The sequence below is a fragment of the Candidatus Electronema sp. JC genome, assembly GCF_048287365.2.
GTDB lineage: Bacteria > Desulfobacterota > Desulfobulbia > Desulfobulbales > Desulfobulbaceae > Electronema.
On sequence record NZ_JBLWEM020000064.1, the window covers coordinates 1 to 20886 of the forward strand.

Here is a 20886-nt window from a genome sequence, read left to right on the forward strand (position 1 = left end):
AAAATTGAAAATATTCCGCATTCTCCGGGAGAAATACCGCAACAGAAGAAAAAGGTTCAGTCTCAGGTTCAATCTTATCGCTGCCTGCTGCAATCTTGCAGTAAGATCAGCCTGAAAGGACTTATGCAAGAGGTCTAAGGAAAATCAGCGAGCGCAGCAGCAGGGTGCTGCTGCGCGTCTACTTCGTTTATATTTTGTACATGCTCTTGTCGCCGATGTCGAAATGCAGCGGCATCTTCCACTTGGCGATTGCCAGCCAGGCATAGAGCAGTCCAGCTGCGGCAAGAAAGACCCCTTCCGCCGCATCCATTCCTCCCCAGCGCAGCAGCACCGCCGCGCCCAGCAGCAGCGGCATCAGCGGCAGGCCGGGGATTCTGAAGCAGAAATACTCCTTGACCGCGAACATGCTTGCGCCCGCATAAAAGAAAGCGAGGCTGAAGACCGCGAGTACCTCCTTGACCGCAGGCGATTGCACCGGCAGGCTGAAGCCGAGCAAAATGCAGCCGAGCCAGCTCATCAGCGGGAAGAACCAGCGGAACTTGGGATCATAGAGATGGATGTTAGCACTGGCCGTCGCCGCAGCGGCGGCAATGAGCGGCAGGTGCCATTCGCCGAGGATGTGCGCACCGGAAAGCAGTTCGGCGGCCTTCAAGACCGAGACAAGGGCGAAAAGGGAGAGGCCGCTGCGGTAGAGCACCACTGTCAGGCGGTCGAGCGGCTCCATTTCTGGGGTATGATGAGGACTTGCCATGATATGCTTGGACTGAGGAGAATGGAAAACAGGTCTGGGGCGGGGAGTCTGTCATCCTACCAATTAGCCTGTCCAACGTCAACAGCTTTCCTGCTCAGGCAAGCTGCCGGAAGAAGTCATTGCCCTTGTTGTCCACCAGCACAAAGGCGGGGAAATTCTCCACCTCAATCCGCCTCCATGCCCTGCTCTGGATAGTTGACATGTGCGGGGAATTATCTTGACATGCTCAGGCGGTTGTGATTAGGGCCTGTTATAGCCGTAGCACAATAAATTGACTGCTGAAAAATCTCCTCTGTCGAACAGCCGAGTTTTCTTCTGAGTGCCTTTGCTTGCGCCCATTTATGCTCTGTAGGGTTAAAATCAGGAGAATATGGCGGAAGATGCCTCAAGGAGGCAGCCAGCAGTTTCAATTGCCTCCTGAATTCTCTCAGATTTATGGAACGAGGCGTTGACCATGACAACAACAGCTCCGTTTGGAAGCACAGTCAGAAGACCATGCAGCAGCCATGCTTCAAAAACATCTGTATTGACGGCGCCGTCAAAAAGAGCTGCGGTCAGCATCTTGTCTTCGCTTAATACGCCAAGAAAATTAGTCCGACGTTTTGACATTACGTCATGCTTTCCAAAGCATCTCACGCCTGCTGGCGTATAACCGAATATTCTTGGCATCTCTTCTGAAAATCCGCTTTCATCAATATAAATCAAAGAAATACGCGTCAATTCATAAACGCTGATTTTCTTTCTGAAAATGCGTCGTTCCTCCTCATCAGCTTTCGGATGGAAAAAAGTTTTTTCCCCTGCTGATCTTCAGCCGCTTCAACGCTTCACAGATGCCGCGCTGACTGCATCCAAACCGCTCCGCACGCTCATACTGGTAAGCATCAGGATGTTGATCCACATCACGAATAAGACGCTCGACAGTAATCTTTGTCGCGAGTTTGTTCCTTGTCAGGCATGGTTCAAGCCGCTTCGCCCAGCGGCTCACGCTTGATTTGCTGACTCCGAAACGCAGAGCCGTCTCTTCAAAGCTCAGACCGTCCCGGTCTTTGATCTCCAAAACCTTCCGTCGAAAATCTATTGAGTCTGCCATACTCGCAGTGCAGTCATTTTATACTGCTTTGGCTATATCAGCCCAACAGGACTTATGCAAGAGGTCTATATTGAGGCACTGCTTGCCCGGCAGCCGTGCTGACCGCAGGCGGTTCTGTCCCCAGCAGCTCGCAAGCCTACCAGAGATCGTCCGCGTCCTGCTTCGGCGTGATGCCCTGCCGCTTCATGTCCTCGTCGAGGATCTTATGCAGGATCGAGGTCAGGCAGCCGGGCTGGAGGTAGTCTTGACCGCGTCCTGCTGAGAAAATGAAGGACGTTTTCCGCGCCAGATCCTCCCAGCTCATGCCGGAGGGATTTCCGGCGATGATTTCAAAGAAGTGCAGGTTGTAGGGGTCGTTGACCGCCGCCATGCCTGTGCCAATGGTGGCGAGCAAGTCAACATGGCCGAGGAAGAGCCGGGTCAGCTTGGTGTAGACCTTAACTCCGCCGCAGGAGCCGAGGCTGAGGAAACGCTGCCGGGCTGCCATGTCCCGCTCGGAGATCTGCTGGCTTTCCAGCAGCTGCCTGATCGGGTCGGTGATCTGCTCCGAGCGCCAGTAGGAGTGGCCGCGCTGGGCGAACATCTCGTCGCCGCCTTGCAGGAAGCGGCGCATCACCCGCTGCTGGCTCTCCTCATCGCCATAGACATGGACGGCATGGCGGATGGTGATCCCATTGACCTGCTTGACAAAGGCGGCAGTGAACGGCTCCCGGCGCATGGCCTCGAACAGGGCGGAGAAGCCGCCGCTCTTGGCGGCTTTGGCGATGACCGCCTCGAAATGCCGCCGCTCGGCATCGCCGGAGGCGAAGGTGTACTGCTCGGCCAGGGCCAGCCGGTAGCCGTTGCGGCTCAAGGTCTGGGCGTTGGAGACAAAGGAGCTGCGGCCGTCGTCGTCAGGATGGAAGATCGACAGCGAGCCGAGCTGGCCGTCAGCCTTCCACTGCGCAAAGGGCGTGACTAAATAGCGGCGCAGATCCACCGCGCCGTTGCGGGCGAGGAGCTGCTGGATCAGCGCGGTGGACTGCGGGCTGAGGAGATCCTGATATTCTTGCAGATAGTATTGCAGAATGACGGTGATGAGCTTGCTGAAGCTGCCTCTGCCGCTGTCCGCCGCCACCATCTTCTGAATCAGGAAATGCCGGGCCGACGGCTCCAGCACCGTGAGCAGATAGCGGAAGGTGGCAGAGAAGAGGAGGATAGAGTCCTCGTCTTTGAAAGCTGAGGCGGCAACCAGCTCCAAGATGCGCTGCTGCTCCGCCGCGTCTGTGGGGAAAAAATCGGTCAGCTTGCCTTTCTGGGCAAGACTGACAATGAAGTTGGACACCAGCAGATTGCCGGGATCAGTGGCTTGGAGGAAGACCAGCAGGTTGTCCCGGTGCGTCCGGCTGATGCGCTTCTTGAGAATCGGCGCCAGAATGTCCCGGAACGAGGAGTCGTACAGCTCGCTGCCCAAGGAGAGCAAAGCGTAGATGTTGGCCGAAGTCAGGTCTTCGGCCACCTGGCTGCGGTCGGCGGTGGTGGCCTGCCGCAGCACGCTGATCATCCTGCCCTGTCCGGCCTTCTGGGCGGCGGCGAACTGCCCGCCGTAGCGCGCGCGGGTCTTCTCCGAGAGCTTGCTGAACAGATCGTGCAGCTGGCCCGCGCCCATCGCCCGCAGCTGCCCCTGCGAATACTCCACCCCGTAGTCGTTGGTCACAGCGTGCAGGTTGTTGATCCGCCAGACCAGCTCCTCGCCCGCCCGGTAGAGCGAGTCGAGCAGGGCGCTGCGGTTCAGCCCGCTCATGTTGTAATACTGCGCCTCCTGCACCGGCATGGGCTGGGCGAAATAGCGGGCGAGCCAAGTCCAGGCCGTGTTGCGGTCAGGCTTTTTCTCCTTGAGGAAAAACTGCATGTTCCATGCGTCCTCGTTCCGCAGCGAGCCGAAGAGCGGCAGGCTGGCCAGCGCGGTTGCCGGGTTCATATCCCGGATGCCGGCAAAGGCGGCAAAGGCCCAGGACTGCTTCTTGTTGAAGTTCCGCACCGCGCCGACGCTGTCCAGACCTTGCCTGACCTCCATGCCTCTGACCGCGAAAAGACGGCGCACCGCCAGACTGCTGTCATCGCTGATGGCGTTGAGCTGCGGGAGCAGCTGAAGGGCGAGCGCGGCACTCATGCCGTTCATGCTGATGCAGGCCCGGAAGGTTTTCAGGCCCTCGCGGCTGACCGCCCGCAGCGCAGGCAGAGCCTCCGCCGCCTGCTGCATGGTCGCCCCGTTCAGCTGGCTCCACTCCTCAAAGGCGAGGAGCTGCTCAAAGGAAAGGCGGTGCTGGGCGAGATCGGCCAGCAGCGGCCTGCTCTGGGCGAAGCTCGCTCCGGGCAGCAGGCTGAAGCGGCGCGCCGCCCGCTGGGCGTTGTAATCCAAATTCTTGAGCGCGCTCCTGCCGTATTCCAGCTCCTGCGGAGTCAGATTGGGAATCCGGGCGAAGGCGGCCAAGGTGTTGCGCAGCACCGCGTCGGCGGCGGCAGGCGGCGGCGGCGAGGTTTGGGCCGCAGCCGGAGCAGGATGCGGCAGCAGGGCGAAGGCGGTCAGAGCCGCCAGAAGCAGGCGGCGGGCGCGTTGTGCAACCATAGTTTGGCAAGGAACAGAATCAGAAGGTTCAGGGCGGGGGCTGCCGGGTTCCTCTATCGTTTCTGAAAGCGCCTCATGCGGATGCTCATCAAAATGCCGATGGCGAGCAGGTTGGTCAGCAGCGAGGAGCCGCCGTAGCTGAACAAGGGCAGCGGGATGCCGACCACCGGCAGCATGCCCATGATCATGAACAGGTTGACCACGGCCTGCCAGAAGATGAGCATGACAATGCCGAAGGCGAGAAAAACTCCGAATTTGTCGCGGGCGGACAGCGCGATGTTGAGACCCCAGAGCAGCATGAAGAAAAAACAGCCCAGAAAAAAGATCGAACCGGCAAAGCCCAGCTCTTCGCACCAGACGGCAAAGGCGAAGTCGGTGTGCCGTTCGGGCAGAAAATTGAGATGCCCCTGCGTGCCTTCCATGAAGCCTTTGCCGAAAAGTTCGCCGCTGCCCACCGCGATTTTCGACTGCTTGATCTGATAGCCATGATTCATGGGGTCGCTTTCCGGGTTGAGAAAGGTCTCCACCCGGCGGCGCTGGTAGGGCTTGAGACCGTATTTCCAGCCCAGAATCACCGCTGTCAGACCTGACGCGCCGAGCGTGGCCAAGGTCGGCCAGCGCAGCCGGGCGAACAGGGTCATGGAGACAAAAACAAAGGCCAGCATCAGCGAGGTGCCCAAGTCAGGCTGAATCAGAATCAGCACGAAAGGCACGGCGGTCAGCGCCGCAGGCCGGAGCAGATCTTGCAGCCGGTACCCTTCCTCGTCCGCCTCGAAGCGGGCGTAGCAGCTGGCCAGCACCACCACCAGCATCAGCTTGGTCGGCTCCGAAGGCTGAAGTTTGAAAAAACCAAGATCAATCCAGCGCTGGGATCCGGCGATGCTTTCGACAAAGAGCTTGGTGTAGATCAGCAGGAGGCAGACGACGGCGTAGCCAATGTAGGCGAGCATTTCCAGCTCGCTGTAGTCGACGCTGAGAACTATGAGAATTAAAGCATATCCGAAGAGAAAAAAATAGAGCTGCTTGAAAAAAAGCGGCGAGGGCGAGGGGCCGCCGTTCCAAGTCGAGCTGAACAGATTGGCCAGGGACATGACCGAGAGCATCACCAGCAGGAGCAGCAGCACCCAGTCAAAATTGTGCAGCGCACGGCGGTCAAAGCGGAACATGGCCGGAACCGGAAGAAAAATGAGAAATTGATCAGTCCCCGGCGGCAGGCGCCGCGTCGGGCTTGGCCTGGCCGTCAGCTTCCCCTTGGGAAGGCAGGCGGTCGGTGAAATATTTCTGCAGCACAGCCTGCACTATGGGCGCGGCGGCGGATCCGCCGTGCAGGCCGTGCTCCACCAGCACAGTCACCGCGATTTCCGGCCTCTCTGCTGGGGCAAAGGCGGTGAACCAGGCGTGATCCCGGTACTTGTAGGGAATATCCTCTTCTTTCAGATGCTTGTACTGCTTGAGACGCACCACTTGCGCGGTGCCTGTCTTGCCGGCCACCGTGATGCCCGGCACCTGCGCTTTGCGGCCTGTGCCCCGTTTGCCATGAACCACCTCCACCAAGCTGTCTTTGATCAGCTGCAAATTGCGCTCCTGGCCGATGAAATGCCCCAGCTCCTTGACCTGAAACTGCTCAATGACATGGCCGTCAGGATCGCGGACCATTTCAATGATGCCGGGCTTGTAGAGCTTGCCGCCGTTGGCCACGGCAGCGGTCATCATGGTCAGCTGGAGCGGAGTGACCAGATTGAAGCCCTGGCCGATGGCGATGGACAGCGTTTCGCCGTCCTGCCAAGGCTTGCCGTAGCGCTGCATCTTCCAGTCCGCCGTGGGGATCAGCCCGGCCTTCTCATGCTCGATCTCCACGCCGGTTTTCAGCCCCAGGCCGAGATCGCGGGCGTAGCTGGCAAGCCGGTCCACGCCAAGCTGCTTGCCGACATGATAAAAATACACGTCGCAGGATTCAGCCATCGCCCGCTTGAGATTCACCGTGCCGTGGCCGCCCCTGTATTTCCAGCAGCGGTAGCTGCGGTTGCCGAAGCGGTAGGAGCCGGGACAATAGACCGTGGTGTCAGGCTTGACAACTCCTTCGGCCAGCGCGGCCAGCGCAGTCACAATCTTATAGGTCGAGGCCGGAGGATACTGCCCCTGCACAGTTTTGTTGATCAGGGGATGCCGGGAGTTGTTCAGCATGTCCTGCCAGTCCTTGGTGGAGATGCCGCCGATGAATTTGCTCAGATCCAGCACCGGCGAGCTGGCTATCATCAGAATTCGTCCGGTGTTGACCTCCACAGCCACCGCCGCTCCGGCATAGCTGGCCTCCATCATCAGCTGCTCCGCTATCTGCTGCAGATCGACATCGATGGTCAGCTGGAGGTCGTTGCCGGGCAGCGGCTCCACGCCTTTGAGATAGCGCTGCTCAAAGCCGAGCGAGTTGACCTCCATGTACTCCCGCCCTTTTTCGCCGCGCAGATCCTTTTCCCGCAGCCGCTCCAGCCCCATCTTGCCGATCATGTCGCCGGAGCGGTAGAAGTCCGGCTCCGCCGCCTTCAGATCCTCCCGGCTGATCTCGCCGAGATAGCCGATCATATGGGAGGCCAGATTGCCGTAATGATAGACCCGCTGCGAGACCACCTCGATTTTCACGCCGGGCATGTCCATGCGGTTGTTCTCAATATAGGCGACCTTGTCCCAAGTCAGATTTTCCGCCAGCCGGATCGGGATGTGGCCGGGTGTGCCCGCCATCTTGCGGATGCGGGCCAGCAGCTCCGAGGTGTCCACCCCAAGAATCGACGCGACCCGCTTGACTAACTGCTCGTCAACGCGGTTGTTCTCACGCACCCAGACCAGATTGAAGGAGGGCTTGTTGGTGACGATCTCCCGGCCTTTGCGGTCCAAGATGTTGCCGCGCGGCGCGGCGATGTCCACCGAGCGCACCCGGTTGTTGCGGGCCAGCCGGGCATACTCCGCGCCTTGCTGAATTTGCAGATGCCAAAGCCGGGCGGCAAGCACGGCAAAGAAAAAAAGCAGAACTGTCGAGGCGTGCATGGCCCGGCGGCGGTAGCAGTCCAGCTCCCCTTGATTAATATGGGTGATGACCGTGCTGCCGTCGCTGCGGGCGGCCTCTTCCGCAGTCCTGCTCCGCCGCCGGTTGCTCCTGCTCATGCCTGCGGCCTCCGCTCCTGCCGGAACTGATTGCCCGCCTGGGCGGACGCGCCTTTGAAGAGGGATAATTTGCCGCTCAGACGGATGGTCAGAAAATCAAAGCAGCGGAAGAGCGGATAGGAGCAGAGCAGCACCAGCCCTGCCCGGAAAAGCATCGGCGGCCAGGCCCAGACCGCGCCTGCCTCCGGCTCGACAACGCCGAGCAGCTGCACCGCCAGCCAGGAGACTGCCAGATGGCTGACCGCCACCAGCGGCAGCTGATAAATCGGCTTGCGCACCGGCATCTTCACAGACATGAACTTCAGCAGCAGCCAGCCGCTGCCGCAGATGGCCGGATGCAGCCCGGCCACAGTGCCGGAATAAACATCCATGACGCAGCTCACCGGCAGCAGGATGAGGACACCCCGGCAGACGCTGAACTGGCAGGCCGCGTAGGCGGTCAGCACGTAATAAAGATCTGGAGAGACTGGCCAAAGCGGGCCGGGCATCAGCAGCGTGGTCTGCGCCGCCGCCAGCAGCAGTCCGGCTAAAATGAAGGCGAAGGTGATGATCATGCGTCCGGCTCAGGGATAGGCCCCGGCCTCCGGCTGCGGCCGGAACTCCTTTTTTTTCTGCTCGATCACCAGCAGGTTTTCCAAAGTGCTGAAGTCCACCGCCGGGGTCACCTCGATCTCCAGAAACATGCCCCGCCGGTTGCGGGTCACTTCCGAGACTATGCCCACTGGCAGGCCGGGCGGGAACATGCCGCCGTAGCCTGCCGTCACCACGTGGTCGCCTTTGGCGACCTCCACGGTTTTCAGCACATACTCAAGGCGGTAGGTGCTGCTGCCGGTGCCTTTGAGGATGCCCCGCACCCGCGAGTCCTGAAGCAGCACGTCAATGGCGCTGGAGGGCGAGATGGCCAGCAGCACTTTGGCGTAATTGGCCGAGGCGGCATAGACCTGGCCGACGATGCCTTCGCCGGTGACCACCGGCATTCCTTTGTCAACGCCGTCGCTGAGGCCCCGGTCAATGATCACGCTGCGGAACCAGTGCGAGGGATCCTTGCCGATGATCCGGGCCGTCACCGTGGGCAGGCCGGAGGACTCTTTGAACTCCAGCAGCTTGCGCAGACGGGCGTTGAGGGCCACCGCGCCCCGGTTGGCATAGGCGGCGGTCCGGCATTTCTGCAGCTCCTGAAGCAGACGCTCCTTCTCCTCCCGCACGGTGAGCAGGTCGAGGTATTTTTCCCGCACCGAGCGGAAGGGGGCCGTGAGCTGCGAGGCTCCTTTCTGGAGCGGGCCTGCCGCGTCCAGCAGCAGCTTGTACAGCGGGCCGAAACCGTGGCTGCCGAAGATGAAAACGAGAAAAATCAGCAGCAAGGTGAGCGCGGCTCCGCCCAGCAGCACGGGCCGAAAACTGCTGGAGCCGCCTTTCTGCCTCCTGTTTTGGCTATTTCTCTGCATCCGCGCTGAACAGGCAGCAAGTCTGAGTGGGTGAGTGCGGCAGGGCGGCGGTCGCCGCCAGACGGTCAGTCAATGGCGATTTCTTTGAGAATGTCAAAGTTGTCCAAAGCCTTGCCGGAACCCAGCACCACGGAGGAGAGCGGATCGTCGGCGACAATGATCGGCATTCCAGTCTCGTTGGCCAGCAGCTTGTCGAGATTCTTCAGCAGCGCGCCGCCGCCGGTGAGGACGATGCCCTGATCGACGATGTCGGCGGACAGCTCCGGCGGCGTGGCCTCCAAAGCCAGCCGCACCGCGTCAACAATGACCTCGATCTGCTCGGCGATGGCGGACTGAATTTCGTCGGAGCGGATGGTGATGGTCTTCGGCACGCCGGAGACCAAGTCGCGGCCTTTGATCTCCATCGTCTCATACGGCTCGGCAGGGAGAACGTTGCCGATGGAGATTTTGATCAGCTCCGAAGTGCGCTCGCCAATGGCTAAATTGTGCTTGCGCTTGATGTACTGGAGGATAGCCGCGTCCATTTTGTCGCCCGCCACCCGCACCGATTTGGCATAGACTATGCCGGCCAAGGAGATCACGGCCACTTCGGTGGTGCCGCCGCCGATGTCGATGACCATGTTGGCGGTCGGCTCGGTGATCGGCATGTCCGCGCCGATGGCGGCGGCCATCGGCTCCTCAATCAGGAAGACCTCGCGCGCGCCCGCTGATTCAGCGGATTCGCGCACCGCCCGCTTCTCAACTTGGGTGATGCCGGACGGCACGGAGATGATGATCCGGGGATGGACCAGTGTCCGGCGGTTGTGCACCTTGTTGATGAAGTAGCGGAGCATGGCCTCGCAGACCTCAAAGTCGGCGATCACGCCGTCGCGCATGGGCCGGATCGCGTCGATATTGCCCGGAGTTTTGCCCAGCATTTCTTTGGCCTCGGTGCCCACCGCCAGCACTCTGCCGCCGCGCACCGCGACGACCGAAGGCTCCCGCAGAACGATGCCCTTGCCTTTGACATACAGAACCGTGTTTGCTGTGCCGAGATCGATGGCAAGGTCGCTGGACATCCAGCCGAAAAGAAAATTCAACGGGGAAAACATCCGGTTTCACCTGGGAAGAAGTCGTTCTGTCAAACAAATAAAGGCTCCGCAGGAGCCGCTGAACAGTTCGTGAGCAAGGCGGAATCCACCTCAGCGTTCAGTTTACCAGCACCGCCGCAAACTGGCAATGCCAAAACGGCAGAACGCAGATGCTGACAAAACAATCATTATTTCAGAAGACTGTCCGGTCTCGGCTTAAAAAAGCCGCAGCTGCCTGCCTATGTTCTTCTTCCTCGCTTGCAGCTGGGAAAGCGGCGGCGCGTCGAAAATGTCAGCTGGAATTTCCTTGAGAAAACTGGACGGCGCGGGCCGCTCAATTCCGGCGAAGCCCTGCCGCTCCATTGCGCTGGTCAAATAAAGCGTCTCAGCGGCGCGGGTGAGGCCGACAAAGAAAAGCCGCCGCTCTTCACGGAGCTGCTCTGCTGCTGCGTCATCGTTCAGCGGGATACGGGGCGCGAGCGGCAGCAGGCCCTCCTCGCAGCCAGCAAGGAAGACCGCCTTGAACTCCAATCCTTTGGCCGCGTGGAGCGTGGTCAGCAGCACGGCCTCGGCTCGCTCGTCATAGATCAGGCTGTCCTCGTGCCTGCGCAGATGTTCGGCAAAGGCAGGCAGCGAGACCGTAGCGGCGGCCATGTTGCGGAAGCGGAGCAGATCCGGCTCCTCGCGGTTCAGGCTGCGCTGCTCCAGCAGAAGATCAACTGCGGCAAGAGGTGATAATTCAGCCAGTCGGGCCGTGAGGTCTGCGAGTTTGCCAATAGTTGCTTGCAGGCGTTCCGGCAGGACAGCAGCCCGCAATGCGGCAAGGGGCGCATCGCTGCTTTCTAACAAAATCTGCTCAGCGGCGGCCAGCGAGACCGCGCCGATGCCCTCTTCCTGTCCAAGCAGAAAAAGCAGTTCCGCTGCGTCAATCTGCCCGGCAGCCAAAAGCAGCTCGTAATACAGGGGGCGGACAGCACCGCTCAGATAAAATGGCTGCAAATCAATCACCTGACAGGGCAGCGTCCGTTCCGCCAAGGCGTGGGCGATGAGCGGCATTTGGCGGGAGGTGCGGCAGAGGATGGCAATGTCAGACAGAGCCAGGGTGTTTTCGCCCCCTCCTTGCAGACGGTCAATCTCCCGGTGCGAAGTGCCGCCGACTAAGTGCTGAATCTGCCCGGCAATAAAGGCGGCTTCAGCAGCGGCATTGACGGAAGCATGGCGACAGATCAAGCCCGGTTTGGCCGCCATCGCCTGCGGACTGGGTGTCTCCTCATCCTCATGATTATGCCGGATCACTGCCGCCGCTGCTTGAAGGATCCTCGCCCCGCTGCGGTAATTGCGGGTGAGGGCATGAAACTTAGGCTGCTGCTCGGCTACGAACTTGCGGAACCAGACGGGATTCGCGCCTCGGAAGCCGTAAATGGCTTGATCCGGGTCGCCGATGGCGAAAACCGCCGCAGTTTCAGATAAAAGGCGCACCAGCTCGTACTGGGCGGCGTTCAAGTCCTGAAATTCATCCACCAAAAGGTGGGCGACGCTGGCCCGGACTTCGGCGGCAAAGTCTTGGTCGCGACGGAGCAGGCTGACGCAGGCCGGGACAATTTCGTCCAAATCCATCAAGTTACGCTCGCGCAGGCAGCGAAAATAAGGCCGCAGCGGGTCGGCTTCGACGTAGCTTTCCGGCAGTTCCGCTTGGCTGGCGAGGAAGAGCGCGGCCTGCCGCCGGATGTCCTTCTGCTCGCGCTCGGCAATTTGCGGATATTGCTGGCGGACAATGCGCTCCCGCATCTCCGGCCCGGCCAAGGCAAGCTGCGGATTGCGGCGGCGCAGCCAGTGCAGACAGAAGCCGTGGAAGGTCTCGACCAGCGCGGCCTGCTCGCCGACGCTGGCGGCCAGCCGCTGACGGATTTCCTCTGCCGCCTTGTTCGTAAACGTGATGATGACCAGCGGCCCTTGGCCTTGCTCCAGCAGACGGACAGCCCGCCGCACCAGCGTGTGCGTCTTGCCGGTGCCTGGCCCGGCTTGGACAATAATCCGGGCGGCATCGTTGTCCACGGCGGCCTGCTGCTCCGGGTTGAGCGGCCTGCTCAGGTGCGGCGGCGGGGTTTCTTTTTTATCCTTTTTGCTGAAGACGGCCTTCTCGCGTTCTTTTTTCTGGCGGGGTTTGGCCGCACTCAGGCCGAAAAGATTGAGCTGACCGCCCAGCTCAGCCCGTTCATCTTCGGCAAAGACCGTGATCACCCCGAATTCGCCGTCATAGCCGGGCCGACGGATGACCTTGCCTTCCCGCACCCGCTCCACGGCCTTAGCGAGCAGCGGCGAAACCACCGCGATTTCCGCCAGCGGAGTATCTTCTAAAAGGAGGCGGAACTCCGAGCCGAAGGCGTTGATCAGGCGGCCATACGCCTCATCAACCCGCTTGCTGGCCGAGCCGCAGCCGAACAGCTCGCCGAGCATTTCCGGCAGAGGAATGAGGCTGCGGACTGCGGGCGCGTTCTCCGGCCAGACAGTCTCGTCCCGGTCGGCCAATTCCAAAACCCGGTGCAGCACGCCGACAGTCAGGGCTTTGCCGCAGCGTGGGCAAATCCCCTTGGCCTCGCGGGTCTGCTCCGGCTCGAAACACACGCCGCAGCTGCGGTGGCCGTCGCAGTGGTATTTGCCTTCTTCCGGGTAGAATTCGATGGTCGCGGCCAACCGCCGCTCGCAGCTCGGCTGACGCAGGCTATCGCGCAGGGAGAAAAAATCAAAGCCCGCCGCAAAGATGTTCGCCTCGCGGCCTAATTTGGCCGGGGAATGGCAGTCGGAATTGGAGATCAAGGCGAAACGGTCAAGGGCGGAAATACGGCGGTTCATGGCCGGGTCTGAGGACAGGCCGGTTTCAAGGGCGAAGATTTCGCCGCTCAAATCGCCGAAGCAGTCTTCCAGCGTGTCAAAGCCCGACTTGGAGCCGAAGAGGGAGAACCACGGTGTCCAGATGTGCGCGGGCACAAGGAAACCTTCCGGCGCGTGCTCAAGCAGAATGGCGAGCAAAGTCTGCGAGTCAAGGCCGAGGATGGGGCGACCGTCCGCCTCCAGATTGCCTATCCCGGCCAGCACGCCGCTGATCCGCCGCGCTGCCTCGAAGTCCGGGGCGTAGAGCAGGTTGTGCACCTTGCGCACTTGGCCGCCGCGTTTGTAGATCGAGCTGATCTCCGCGCTGAGGACGAAACGGATGCGCGATATGTCCGGCTGCACGCCGGGCGGCAGGACAGCGGCCAGCCCGCTGATCTCGTTGTTCTTCAGCTTGAAGAAGCCCGGCTCAGCAGGCTCCAGCTCGTCGCAAAGCTGCGCAAACCAGGCCGGATGGGTGAAATCGCCCGTGGCGACCACATCAATGCCCTTGACTGCCGCCCACGCTGCCAAGCCATGCAGATTGCTGGCCTTACTGGTGGCGCGGGAATAGCGGGAGTGGACGTGGAGGTCAGCGATGTAGGGCATGTAGTCTTTAAAGCGTATAGTGTTGCAACTTTCAGATAGTTTGAAAAATTTCTTCGCCGAAATCAGACAAGGCGTTGAAGTCATCTAGTATCACGATGATTTTAACCATGAGGGAAGCCGATAATTTCTCTACTGGATTCAAATATGAAGAATATGAAGACGGAAATATTAATTTATGGTCACAGTTTTCAACTGTCGAACAGTCGAGTTTTTTTCTGAGGGCCTTTGCTTGCGCCCATTTATGCTTTATGGGGTCAAGATCAGGATTGCGTTTTTTATACAGCTCTTTGTCATGCTCCCAAAGTTCTGTTCGGCTGCTTTTCTGGGGTGCGACAGGTGAGAAGCCCAGTTTCGAGACCAATTTTTTCGTCGCATCGCCTTCATATGCCCTGTCCATGATCATCGCGCATGGTTCTGAGGCCGCCTCCAGTTCCGTCAGCAGCCTGCGGCCTTCCGGCGCGTCTCCGGCCTGGCCGAGAGAAAAAGAGAAAATCACGGCGCATTAATCGGACGGGTCAAGAAGATGCAGTTTTGTTGTCCAGCCGCCATAGACCTACGGGAACTTCAAAAAATTGGTATCTTTGGCAGTTGGCGCATTGTAACTGCCTAATTATTCAATGACGCTTTCGGCAAAATCGGTATTTTTCGAGGTACCCTTAAGCAATTGCATAAAGATTGACAGCTATTTGCTTGTTTTTACGTTTTTCTATAAAAAACAGCGTGAAAAAACAAAAAAACTTGCCTTGCCAGAAAGTACATTTTTTTGTATTTTATCTTGTAAGCAGGAATGATTCCTAACAGCATCGCGTTCCTGACAAATTGTTCACGCGTGAAGTTGCTGCAATGACAGGGAGACCCATAATGAGCATAGAATACAGAAAAAACTGCGCAATAATTCGCTACGAAGCAGACCGGCTTGATGCCGCCAGCGCACCGTCCTTTCGAAAAAGGATTCATGAACAAATGACTGAACAGCGCAACGCGCTCATTTTGGACCTCAACGCCGTCAAATTCATGGACAGCAGCGGATTGGGAGCAGTTGTCGCCCTGATGCAAAGCTTAAACGATAACACATCACTGCTGCTCTGCGGGGCCGGAGACAACATCAAGACCTTGCTTCGAACAACGCATCTTGACAGCATGTTCCAGATGCACATAGACGCTGAAAGCGCGGCCCGCACCGTGCATTGAAGCTGACCGCCGTTTCACTTTTTCCGCCCTGCTCCTTTCCGGGCACAGGGCGTTTCTATTTTTCTTCTTTGTTGTTCTTCCAGCAGTTCTGCCGCTCCGGCGGCGAGCAGGCCGGGCGGCGGAACTCATCTTCCAGCATCATATCCGCATGGCTGCGCGGCTGCGTGGCGTGGTACAGCTTGCCTTCAGCCTTGTAGAGCAGAGCTTCCAGCACTGCCGCATTGGTCGAAGAGGAAAGCGTGCGGTCGTGTGCGCCGTCTTTTTCCCGGCGGCCTTCAAACCAGCCGCGTTCTGGGTCGTGCAGCGGGCTGATCAACTGCATCAGACCTTCGGTATAGCTGGTTTTCCATAACGCCCACATGCCGAAGGCCGCTGCTGTGGACACCAGTGCAGTCTCAGGCTGCGTCTCCCCTTCAGGGGTCACTGTGTTCCAAGCATAGCCGTCGGCGAAAATGCTGTCGTACAGGATGCTGGGCTTTTCTGCTTGGCGGCGTTCATTGCGGGCGGTGAAGATCCGCTCCAGCCTATAGCGCTGCTCCTGTACCGCATAAATCCGCCGCGCCATTTCCGCTGCCTCCGCGTCGCTGCTGAAGGAGTCCAAGCTGGCTTGATCATCAATACGGTCCCAGTTGAACTCCAGCCCCAGCAGCATGTAAGGCATAGTGACTAACGGATTGGAACTGCCGGTCGTTCGGGAGTCCTCCTTGCTTTGCGAAAGTTCAAGATTGTAAATCCGCACGCCGGGCGGCTTCACGGTTAGAGGCTTTGGACGGGGAAAGCCCCACGAGGCATAGCCCATCAGCGCGTAGTCCTGATAGCCGAGCGGCTCCTTGGGAAAGGAGGAGGGAGGGTCCGTGCCGCTGTTACGGTTCATACCGTGCAGGCCGCCACAGTCGTCAATTACTTCGCAAAACTCCCAACGCAGCACCGCTTTGTCAATATATTCGGCGTACTGCGGCGCACGGCTTCGAAGGATTTGCAGCCAGATCAACAGTCTGCCTATGTCAACCGCCGACCAGCCGACCGAACGTTCCTCACCGTTCCGGTCAGTCATAGTGCCGCTGTCGGCGCGGTAGAACAGATTCGGCAGCTTGCCCTTGTGCAACGACATTTTGTTGAGAAAGCCGAGCAGCGGGCTGATGCGGTGGTCAAATTCATATTCGTCAATAAAACCAAAATGATGCGCCGCAACGGCAGCGGCGATCGCATCGGCGATGTTCCAGACGCTGACCACGTCGGATCCTTCAAGACCGCTGGTCAGTCCAGTATCCGCATGATGATTGTTGACAAAATATTGCCAAGCTGTTTTCGCCCATTCGATCTCTTGCTCGTTCAATTTGCCATGCCGTCCCTGCCGGAACAGTTCAGAATTGACCAGTCCTGTCAATGCTTTCTCTGTGCCACGCACAGCAAGGCCACAGCCTTGGCAGGCCAGAAGCAAAACTAGGACAGACAACAGAATGATGCGTATGTTCATTTTCCGCCTGTTTTTCGCAAGCACTGGCCCAGCTCCTGGTTGACGCTGGGGCACTCCTCGATAGTTTTATCCCAGAGCGAAGGGGCGGCGGTTTGTCCAAACTGAAGGAGTTTTCCTTTTGCTTTGTACAAAAAACTTTCCAAGACAATACCATTATTGTTAGCAGTAAATGTGTCAATGAAACCTGCGCCGTTTTCAAACAGTCCTTCGTAAAAGCCTTTTTCTTGGTCATGCAAGTGGCTTATTGAATCAAACAAAGTCTGTGAATAGGGCATGTCCCAGACCGCCCATATGCCGAATGCTCCCTTCAGTGCCACTGCCGCAAATTTTGGCACATGCTCCCCGCTGTCAGTGATGGTGTTCCAAGGGTAGCCGTCGCTGTAGATGGTGTCATAGACGAAATATGGATCCTGATCAAGCTGATGCTCGGTGCGGGCGGTCAGTATCCCTGTCTCGCGATGCCGGGCAGCTTGCACGGCAAAAATGCGGCGGGCAAAGTCAGCCATTTCGGCATCGGTATGCACATTGTGCGGGCTGCTGCGGTCATCGGCGCGGTCCCAGCCCAGTTCCATCGCGTCCAGCACGTAGCTTTCGGTCACAACGTAATTATGAGCTGTCAGCTCGCGGGGGTCGCGGGAGTCATACGGCACTTCGATTCCGTGGAGCAGTATGACGCTGTACGGCTCCATTTTTGAGGCCCGCGCGGTGTCAAAACCCCAAAGCTGAAAACCTTTGGCTGCGTACTCCTCGTAACCGAGTCGTCCCTCCTGAAGGTAGCGCAGCTCGCCCGATGAGGTGGAGGCTCCATACAGTGTGCCGTTCTCATTGACCATGTTGGAGAAGTTCCAGCGCAGCACGAAATTGTCAATGGCGGCGGCATGAATCGGATACCGCTCTTTGATGATTTTCAGCCAAATCAGCATCCGGCCCAAATCAAGGGCGGAATAGCCGATCTCCCCTGCCTCGTTGCCGTAGTTGACCTTGATCATGTCTTTGGCGTGATAGACCTTGTTCGGCAGCTCGTTTTGAAAAAATTCCAGTTTATTGAGTGCGCCGAGGAGTTTGGTCATCCGCAAATTGAACTCCTTTTTGTCAATTATGCCCAGCTCGTAGGCCGCCGTCATGCCGCCCATGTACGAAGCTGTATCCCACATAGTGGTTGACGGATATTGCTGCACAGCATTGCAGAGACCGGAGTCTTGCGTGTTGTTTTCGAAATATTTCCATGCAATTTTAGCAAGTTCAATCTCCTCTTCGGTCAGCGGCGAAGGGCTGCGCTCTTTGATGCCGGACAGGGAAGATCTGCCTTCTGCGACACTGAACTTTTCCGGCTTGCGGGCAGCAGGGGCAAACGGATCCTCGGCGCAGGAGACAAGCGTGAGAACAGCGGCGAGGCTGCTCCAAAGCAACCAGTTTTTGGACATGGAAAAACCTCCAATAAGTAATGCGTCAGGGTTGAGATGCCATCTGCGGGGATCTGCGGATCGGGAGCAGCGGTCCGTTTTGCATGAAGGCGAGGCTTTCCAGCACCACGGCATTGGTGTTCGCATTGATTGAGCGATTCGGCTGGCCGTTTTTTTCATAAACCCCCGCCTGCCAGCCGCGCTGCGGATCATACAGGCTTTTGACCGCTTCCAGAAGTTTGGCCGTATATTTTGTTCGGTAAAGGGCATGCCAGCCGAACGCGGCTTTGGTGCTCAGTGTCTTGAATGCTTCAGCATCTTTGCCGTCATCTGTGATCGCCTTCCAGAATTCGCCGTTGACGAACACGGTGTTGTAAACAAAATACGGATCCTGATCTATATGGTCTTCGCTGACAGCAGTCAGGATTCCTGTTTTTTGCCAGCGTTTCTCCTGCGCCAGATACACGCGCCAAGCAAATTCTCCTGACAGTCTGCCGCCGCCAAACTCTAATCCGTCGAGAATATACGGCTCGCTGAGCACATAGTTGTGCGCGTCCAAGGTGGACGCGTCGCGCTGGTCTGTCGGCACGTCAACGCCATATTGAGGCCGCAGGCTTAAAAAGGCGTAATGGTCGCCAGCGACGCTCATGTCCAAACCTGCCAAAGCGGCGGCGCGGGCGGCATACTGCTCGTAGCCGAGACGGCCTTCCTGCACCAAGACGGTTTTGCCGCTGCGGACTGCGGCACCCACAAGCTGTCCCTTGTCCGCCAAGGCCGTCCAGCTCCAGCGGCTGAGAATTTTCCGCGCCTCCGGGCTGTGTTCAGGATAATCCCAGACAATGATATGCAGCGGCACCAGCAGACGGGCCAAGTCAATTGCCGACCAGCCGATGCCCTTTGGGCTGGGCGTGTTGTCATAACCGCTCATGGCCAGCGTCTCGCTGCTGTAAGCTTTGTTCGGCAGCAATCCTTCAAACAGATCCAGCCTGTCCAAGCTGAGGAGCGCCTGCGACAGCCGCTGATCAAAGACATGACGCGGGATCAGCTCCAAACGGCGGGCGCTGATCAGGGCGAGCAGATACGAGGCGGTGTCCCAGAGCGTGGTTGAGGGAAAGCCGTCCGCCGAATTCACCAAGCCGGTCTTGGGCTGGAGGTTGTTTTCAAAATACCGCCAAGCTGCCGCCGCCCATTCCCGCTCGGTCTGACTCAGCAGCGTGCAGGTTGGGCTTGGAATATCTTGAAGCTCCTGTAGGCGCGGCAGGTTTTCCGGCGGCTTCAACCCCTCCCAGCCTTCGAGAAAGACGATCAGGCCGAAGGCCAGCAGCAGGCCGAGGATCATCGCAATGTGGCTGCGGGCGTTGACCAGCCCCTGCCGGAATGAGACGCTCATGCGGGCGGCCTCCAGAAGGCGGCCTGGATCAGTCCGCTGAGGATAAGGACATTGTGCAGTCCCCAGAAGGTGTTGATCAGCACGCCGCCAAGAGTGTGACTGCTGCCGCTCAGATACGCCGTCCAAGCATAAGCGATGCCGAGCAGTGTGAGCAGAGCAATGCTGAACTGCGGCAGAATCAAAGGAAAAAAATTACCTTCCTGTCTCTGCTTGGGCGTGACCGGAAATTTAATCTGCCTGCCACGCAACACCGTCCACAACGCCCTCAGATTGACGGAGAAAAAGGCTAAATAAGAAGCTTTGCCTTTGAAGCCGCTCAATCCCCACGTGCCGGTCATGAAAGCCAGCTCAGTCAGCAGGAGAAACGGCAGGATATGTTTAAAAAAATCTGCGGTGTACGCAGAGACGGGCGAGATGCCGGTGAAAAAATAGACAACCGGGGCAAGCAGAAAGACAACATTCCAAATGCCGCCCAGATAGGACCAAAATGTCGCGGCGTACATCAGCCGCTGCGCGGGCGAAAGCCCAGGCCGACACATGACTTTATCACGGAGCAGGACATCCAAAGTGCCGCCGGCATATTTGAAACGCTGCACCATCCAGCTGCCCAGGTCCTGCGGAGAGAGCATCTTGCTTTCAACTTCCGGATGCAGCACCGATTTCCAATTCCGTTCCGGGTCGCCATGCAGAAGGATGGATGTATAAAAATCCTCGGACACATGAAACTTATACGGCATGATCTTAATTTTTTTTGCCTTCACAAACTTTTGGAGGCTTTGTTCATCAAGCATCGACTGCTTTTGTAAAAAGCGGATCAGCTTTTGGTTGAAGACCTGATGACGCTGGAAACTTGTGCTGACTGTTTCCGCATAGCCCTTCAGCGCCGCCTCCATCACCGCCTCGCGCCGGTGCACCGAGCCAGCTCCGCAGCAGAAGGAGGCATTGGCCCAGTTGCGGCGGCGCAGGATCACATCATAAAACATCTGCGGATTATTGGCCAAAGGATCTTGGCCAACTTGCACCGGGCCGATCAGTCGCTCAAGCCAATTCGCCAGCCAGATGCCGGGGCTGCCGAGCCAGTGCCGCCAGACATCGGGGAGCGGGCGGCCTTCGGGCAAGTCGTAATACCAATGCGGAGTCTGCACCCAAGCGACGGCGGGATCGCGGAAATAGCCCAGCGTATGTTCGAGCAACGCAGGCAAAGGTCTGGTGTCGGCATCGCAGATGACAATGAAGTCTCCGCTGGTCTGCTCCATCGCATTGGCCAGATTGCCGGCCTTGAAGCCAATACGCTCTTTGCGGGTCAGGTAGCTGACACCTTCTTCTTCCGCCACTTTCTGCATCGCATCGCGACCTCCATCGTCCAGCACATAAATCTTCAAATCAAGCGGATGCGGATAGCGGAGCTGCTTCGCGTCGCGGATGCTCAGACGCACTAATTCGGGATTTTCGCTGACTGTGGGAAAAAACACGTCCACGCTGACAGGACGTTCAGGATGGCTGGCTGGTTCAGCGACGCAGTCCCGGATCTGGCGCGGCGGCTTGCGGCTTGGCGTGTCGGCGACTTTCCATAAATTGAAAGTGAAGAGCGTAAGCCCGATATAAGCGCAGGTTTCCGCCGCCGCCAACGGCAGTGCGAACCACAGGGCATCCTGATTCAGCGAGGAACACCAGCGCCAGTTGAGATACCAAACCCCGACAGCAAGATTCATGCTGGCTAAAACTTGCCAGATAAATTCAATAACTGGAGATTGTTCCAATGGAGGCGGAGGCTGCCTCTCCTCGAATTTGGAAAAATAAAAAGCAGGCTCGCTCATGACTGCGCAGG

16 protein-coding genes and 2 pseudogenes are annotated in these 20886 nt (G+C 58.4%); 2 read left to right on the top strand and 16 right to left on the bottom strand.

The annotated features are described in order from the left end of the window. A pseudogene (locus ACNKH3_RS11250) lies at positions 1 to 115 on the top strand (IS5/IS1182 family transposase); the annotation flags it as partial. A 72-nt stretch (positions 116 to 187) separates the two neighbouring features. Here ACNKH3_RS11250 and ACNKH3_RS11255 read toward each other — a convergent pair. The 12 genes and pseudogenes from ACNKH3_RS11255 to ACNKH3_RS11310 form a co-directional block, all read right to left on the bottom strand. Further along, entirely contained in the window at positions 188 to 751 is a 564-nt protein-coding gene (locus ACNKH3_RS11255; protein ID WP_420209308.1) for a DUF2301 domain-containing membrane protein, read from the bottom strand. Between the two features lie 94 nt (positions 752 to 845). Continuing rightward, positions 846 to 951, bottom strand: a pseudogene (locus ACNKH3_RS11260) (fumarate hydratase C-terminal domain-containing protein); the annotation flags it as partial. 160 nt (positions 952 to 1111) lie between these two features. Continuing rightward, positions 1112 to 1471, bottom strand: coding sequence for a transposase (locus ACNKH3_RS11265; RefSeq protein WP_420209309.1), 360 nt, complete (start codon positions 1469 to 1471; stop codon positions 1112 to 1114). 46 nt (positions 1472 to 1517) lie between these two features. Continuing rightward, complete coding sequence (locus tag ACNKH3_RS11270) at positions 1518 to 1841, bottom strand: IS630 transposase-related protein (protein ID WP_420209310.1); 324 nt, start codon at positions 1839 to 1841, stop codon at positions 1518 to 1520. 136 nt (positions 1842 to 1977) lie between these two features. Beyond that, positions 1978 to 4449 carry a hypothetical protein gene (locus ACNKH3_RS11275; RefSeq protein ID WP_420209311.1) on the bottom strand — a complete coding sequence of 824 codons (2472 nt, stop codon included), beginning with the start codon at positions 4447 to 4449 and terminating at the stop codon, positions 1978 to 1980. Positions 4450 to 4502: 53 nt separating this feature from the next. Beyond that, on the bottom strand, positions 4503 to 5615 hold the full coding sequence (gene rodA / locus ACNKH3_RS11280; RefSeq protein WP_420209312.1) for a rod shape-determining protein RodA: 1113 nt from the start codon (positions 5613 to 5615) through the stop codon (positions 4503 to 4505). 31 nt (positions 5616 to 5646) lie between these two features. Beyond that, positions 5647 to 7605 carry a penicillin-binding protein 2 gene (mrdA, locus tag ACNKH3_RS11285; RefSeq protein ID WP_420209313.1) on the bottom strand — a complete coding sequence of 653 codons (1959 nt, stop codon included), beginning with the start codon at positions 7603 to 7605 and terminating at the stop codon, positions 5647 to 5649. Next, positions 7602 to 8159 (bottom strand): hypothetical protein, encoded by a 558-nt coding sequence (locus tag ACNKH3_RS11290; RefSeq protein WP_417916673.1) that lies wholly within the window; start codon positions 8157 to 8159, stop codon positions 7602 to 7604. Before ACNKH3_RS11290 ends, mrdA begins: the two co-directional genes overlap by 4 nt. 9 nt (positions 8160 to 8168) lie before the next feature. Further along, positions 8169 to 8993 (bottom strand): rod shape-determining protein MreC, encoded by an 825-nt coding sequence (gene mreC, locus ACNKH3_RS11295; protein WP_417916672.1) that lies wholly within the window; start codon positions 8991 to 8993, stop codon positions 8169 to 8171. Between the two features lie 122 nt (positions 8994 to 9115). After that, on the bottom strand, positions 9116 to 10141 hold the full coding sequence (locus tag ACNKH3_RS11300) for a rod shape-determining protein (protein ID WP_417916671.1): 1026 nt from the start codon (positions 10139 to 10141) through the stop codon (positions 9116 to 9118). A gap of 195 nt (positions 10142 to 10336) precedes the next feature. After that, the gene (locus ACNKH3_RS11305) at positions 10337 to 13597 is read right to left on the bottom strand and encodes a UvrD-helicase domain-containing protein (RefSeq protein ID WP_417916065.1); all 3261 of its coding nucleotides are present in this window, start codon (positions 13595 to 13597) and stop codon (positions 10337 to 10339) included. A 31-nt stretch (positions 13598 to 13628) separates the two neighbouring features. Continuing rightward, positions 13629 to 14093 carry a hypothetical protein gene (locus ACNKH3_RS11310; protein WP_420209314.1) on the bottom strand — a complete coding sequence of 155 codons (465 nt, stop codon included), beginning with the start codon at positions 14091 to 14093 and terminating at the stop codon, positions 13629 to 13631. Between the two features lie 365 nt (positions 14094 to 14458). Between ACNKH3_RS11310 and ACNKH3_RS11315 the strand changes: the two genes are divergently transcribed. Beyond that, positions 14459 to 14788 (top strand): STAS domain-containing protein, encoded by a 330-nt coding sequence (locus ACNKH3_RS11315; protein ID WP_420209315.1) that lies wholly within the window; start codon positions 14459 to 14461, stop codon positions 14786 to 14788. A 55-nt stretch (positions 14789 to 14843) separates the two neighbouring features. Here the strand turns inward: ACNKH3_RS11315 and ACNKH3_RS11320 are convergent, their stop codons facing one another. Genes ACNKH3_RS11320 through ACNKH3_RS11335 form a run of 4 tightly spaced genes read right to left on the bottom strand, consistent with a single transcriptional unit; the run spans position 14844 to position 20875 of the window. Further along, positions 14844 to 16265, bottom strand: coding sequence for a DUF3131 domain-containing protein (locus ACNKH3_RS11320; protein WP_420209316.1), 1422 nt, complete (start codon positions 16263 to 16265; stop codon positions 14844 to 14846). Beyond that, positions 16262 to 17689: a DUF3131 domain-containing protein gene (locus tag ACNKH3_RS11325; protein ID WP_420209317.1), complete on the bottom strand. Its 1428-nt coding sequence runs from the start codon at positions 17687 to 17689 to the stop codon at positions 16262 to 16264. Before ACNKH3_RS11325 ends, ACNKH3_RS11320 begins: the two co-directional genes overlap by 4 nt. Before the next feature lie 25 nt (positions 17690 to 17714). Next, complete coding sequence (locus ACNKH3_RS11330) at positions 17715 to 19058, bottom strand: DUF3131 domain-containing protein (protein ID WP_420209318.1); 1344 nt, start codon at positions 19056 to 19058, stop codon at positions 17715 to 17717. Continuing rightward, positions 19055 to 20875 (bottom strand): glycosyltransferase, encoded by a 1821-nt coding sequence (locus tag ACNKH3_RS11335; RefSeq protein ID WP_420209319.1) that lies wholly within the window; start codon positions 20873 to 20875, stop codon positions 19055 to 19057. The genes ACNKH3_RS11330 and ACNKH3_RS11335 overlap by 4 nt, the downstream gene beginning before the upstream one ends. Between the last annotated feature and the right edge of the window lie 11 nt (positions 20876 to 20886).

What these genes read in the sequence shown, in the direction of transcription:
- ACNKH3_RS11335 (WP_420209319.1), bottom strand. Translation starts at nt 20,875, where the DNA reads ATGAGCGAGCCTGCTTTTTATTTTTCCAAATTCGAGGAGAGGCAGCCT.
- ACNKH3_RS11325 (WP_420209317.1), bottom strand. Translation starts at nt 17,689, where the DNA reads ATGTCCAAAAACTGGTTGCTTTGGAGCAGCCTCGCCGCTGTTCTCACG.
- ACNKH3_RS11305 (WP_417916065.1), bottom strand. Translation starts at nt 13,597, where the DNA reads ATGCCCTACATCGCTGACCTCCACGTCCACTCCCGCTATTCCCGCGCC.
- ACNKH3_RS11255 (WP_420209308.1), bottom strand. Translation starts at nt 751, where the DNA reads ATGGCAAGTCCTCATCATACCCCAGAAATGGAGCCGCTCGACCGCCTG.
- rodA (WP_420209312.1), bottom strand. Translation starts at nt 5,615, where the DNA reads ATGTTCCGCTTTGACCGCCGTGCGCTGCACAATTTTGACTGGGTGCTG.
- mrdA (WP_420209313.1), bottom strand. Translation starts at nt 7,605, where the DNA reads ATGAGCAGGAGCAACCGGCGGCGGAGCAGGACTGCGGAAGAGGCCGCC.
- ACNKH3_RS11270 (WP_420209310.1), bottom strand. Translation starts at nt 1,841, where the DNA reads ATGGCAGACTCAATAGATTTTCGACGGAAGGTTTTGGAGATCAAAGAC.
- ACNKH3_RS11330 (WP_420209318.1), bottom strand. Translation starts at nt 19,058, where the DNA reads ATGAGCGTCTCATTCCGGCAGGGGCTGGTCAACGCCCGCAGCCACATT.
- ACNKH3_RS11300 (WP_417916671.1), bottom strand. Translation starts at nt 10,141, where the DNA reads ATGTTTTCCCCGTTGAATTTTCTTTTCGGCTGGATGTCCAGCGACCTT.
- ACNKH3_RS11290 (WP_417916673.1), bottom strand. Translation starts at nt 8,159, where the DNA reads ATGATCATCACCTTCGCCTTCATTTTAGCCGGACTGCTGCTGGCGGCG.
- ACNKH3_RS11320 (WP_420209316.1), bottom strand. Translation starts at nt 16,265, where the DNA reads ATGAACATACGCATCATTCTGTTGTCTGTCCTAGTTTTGCTTCTGGCC.
- ACNKH3_RS11315 (WP_420209315.1), top strand. Translation starts at nt 14,459, where the DNA reads ATGAGCATAGAATACAGAAAAAACTGCGCAATAATTCGCTACGAAGCA.
- ACNKH3_RS11275 (WP_420209311.1), bottom strand. Translation starts at nt 4,449, where the DNA reads ATGGTTGCACAACGCGCCCGCCGCCTGCTTCTGGCGGCTCTGACCGCC.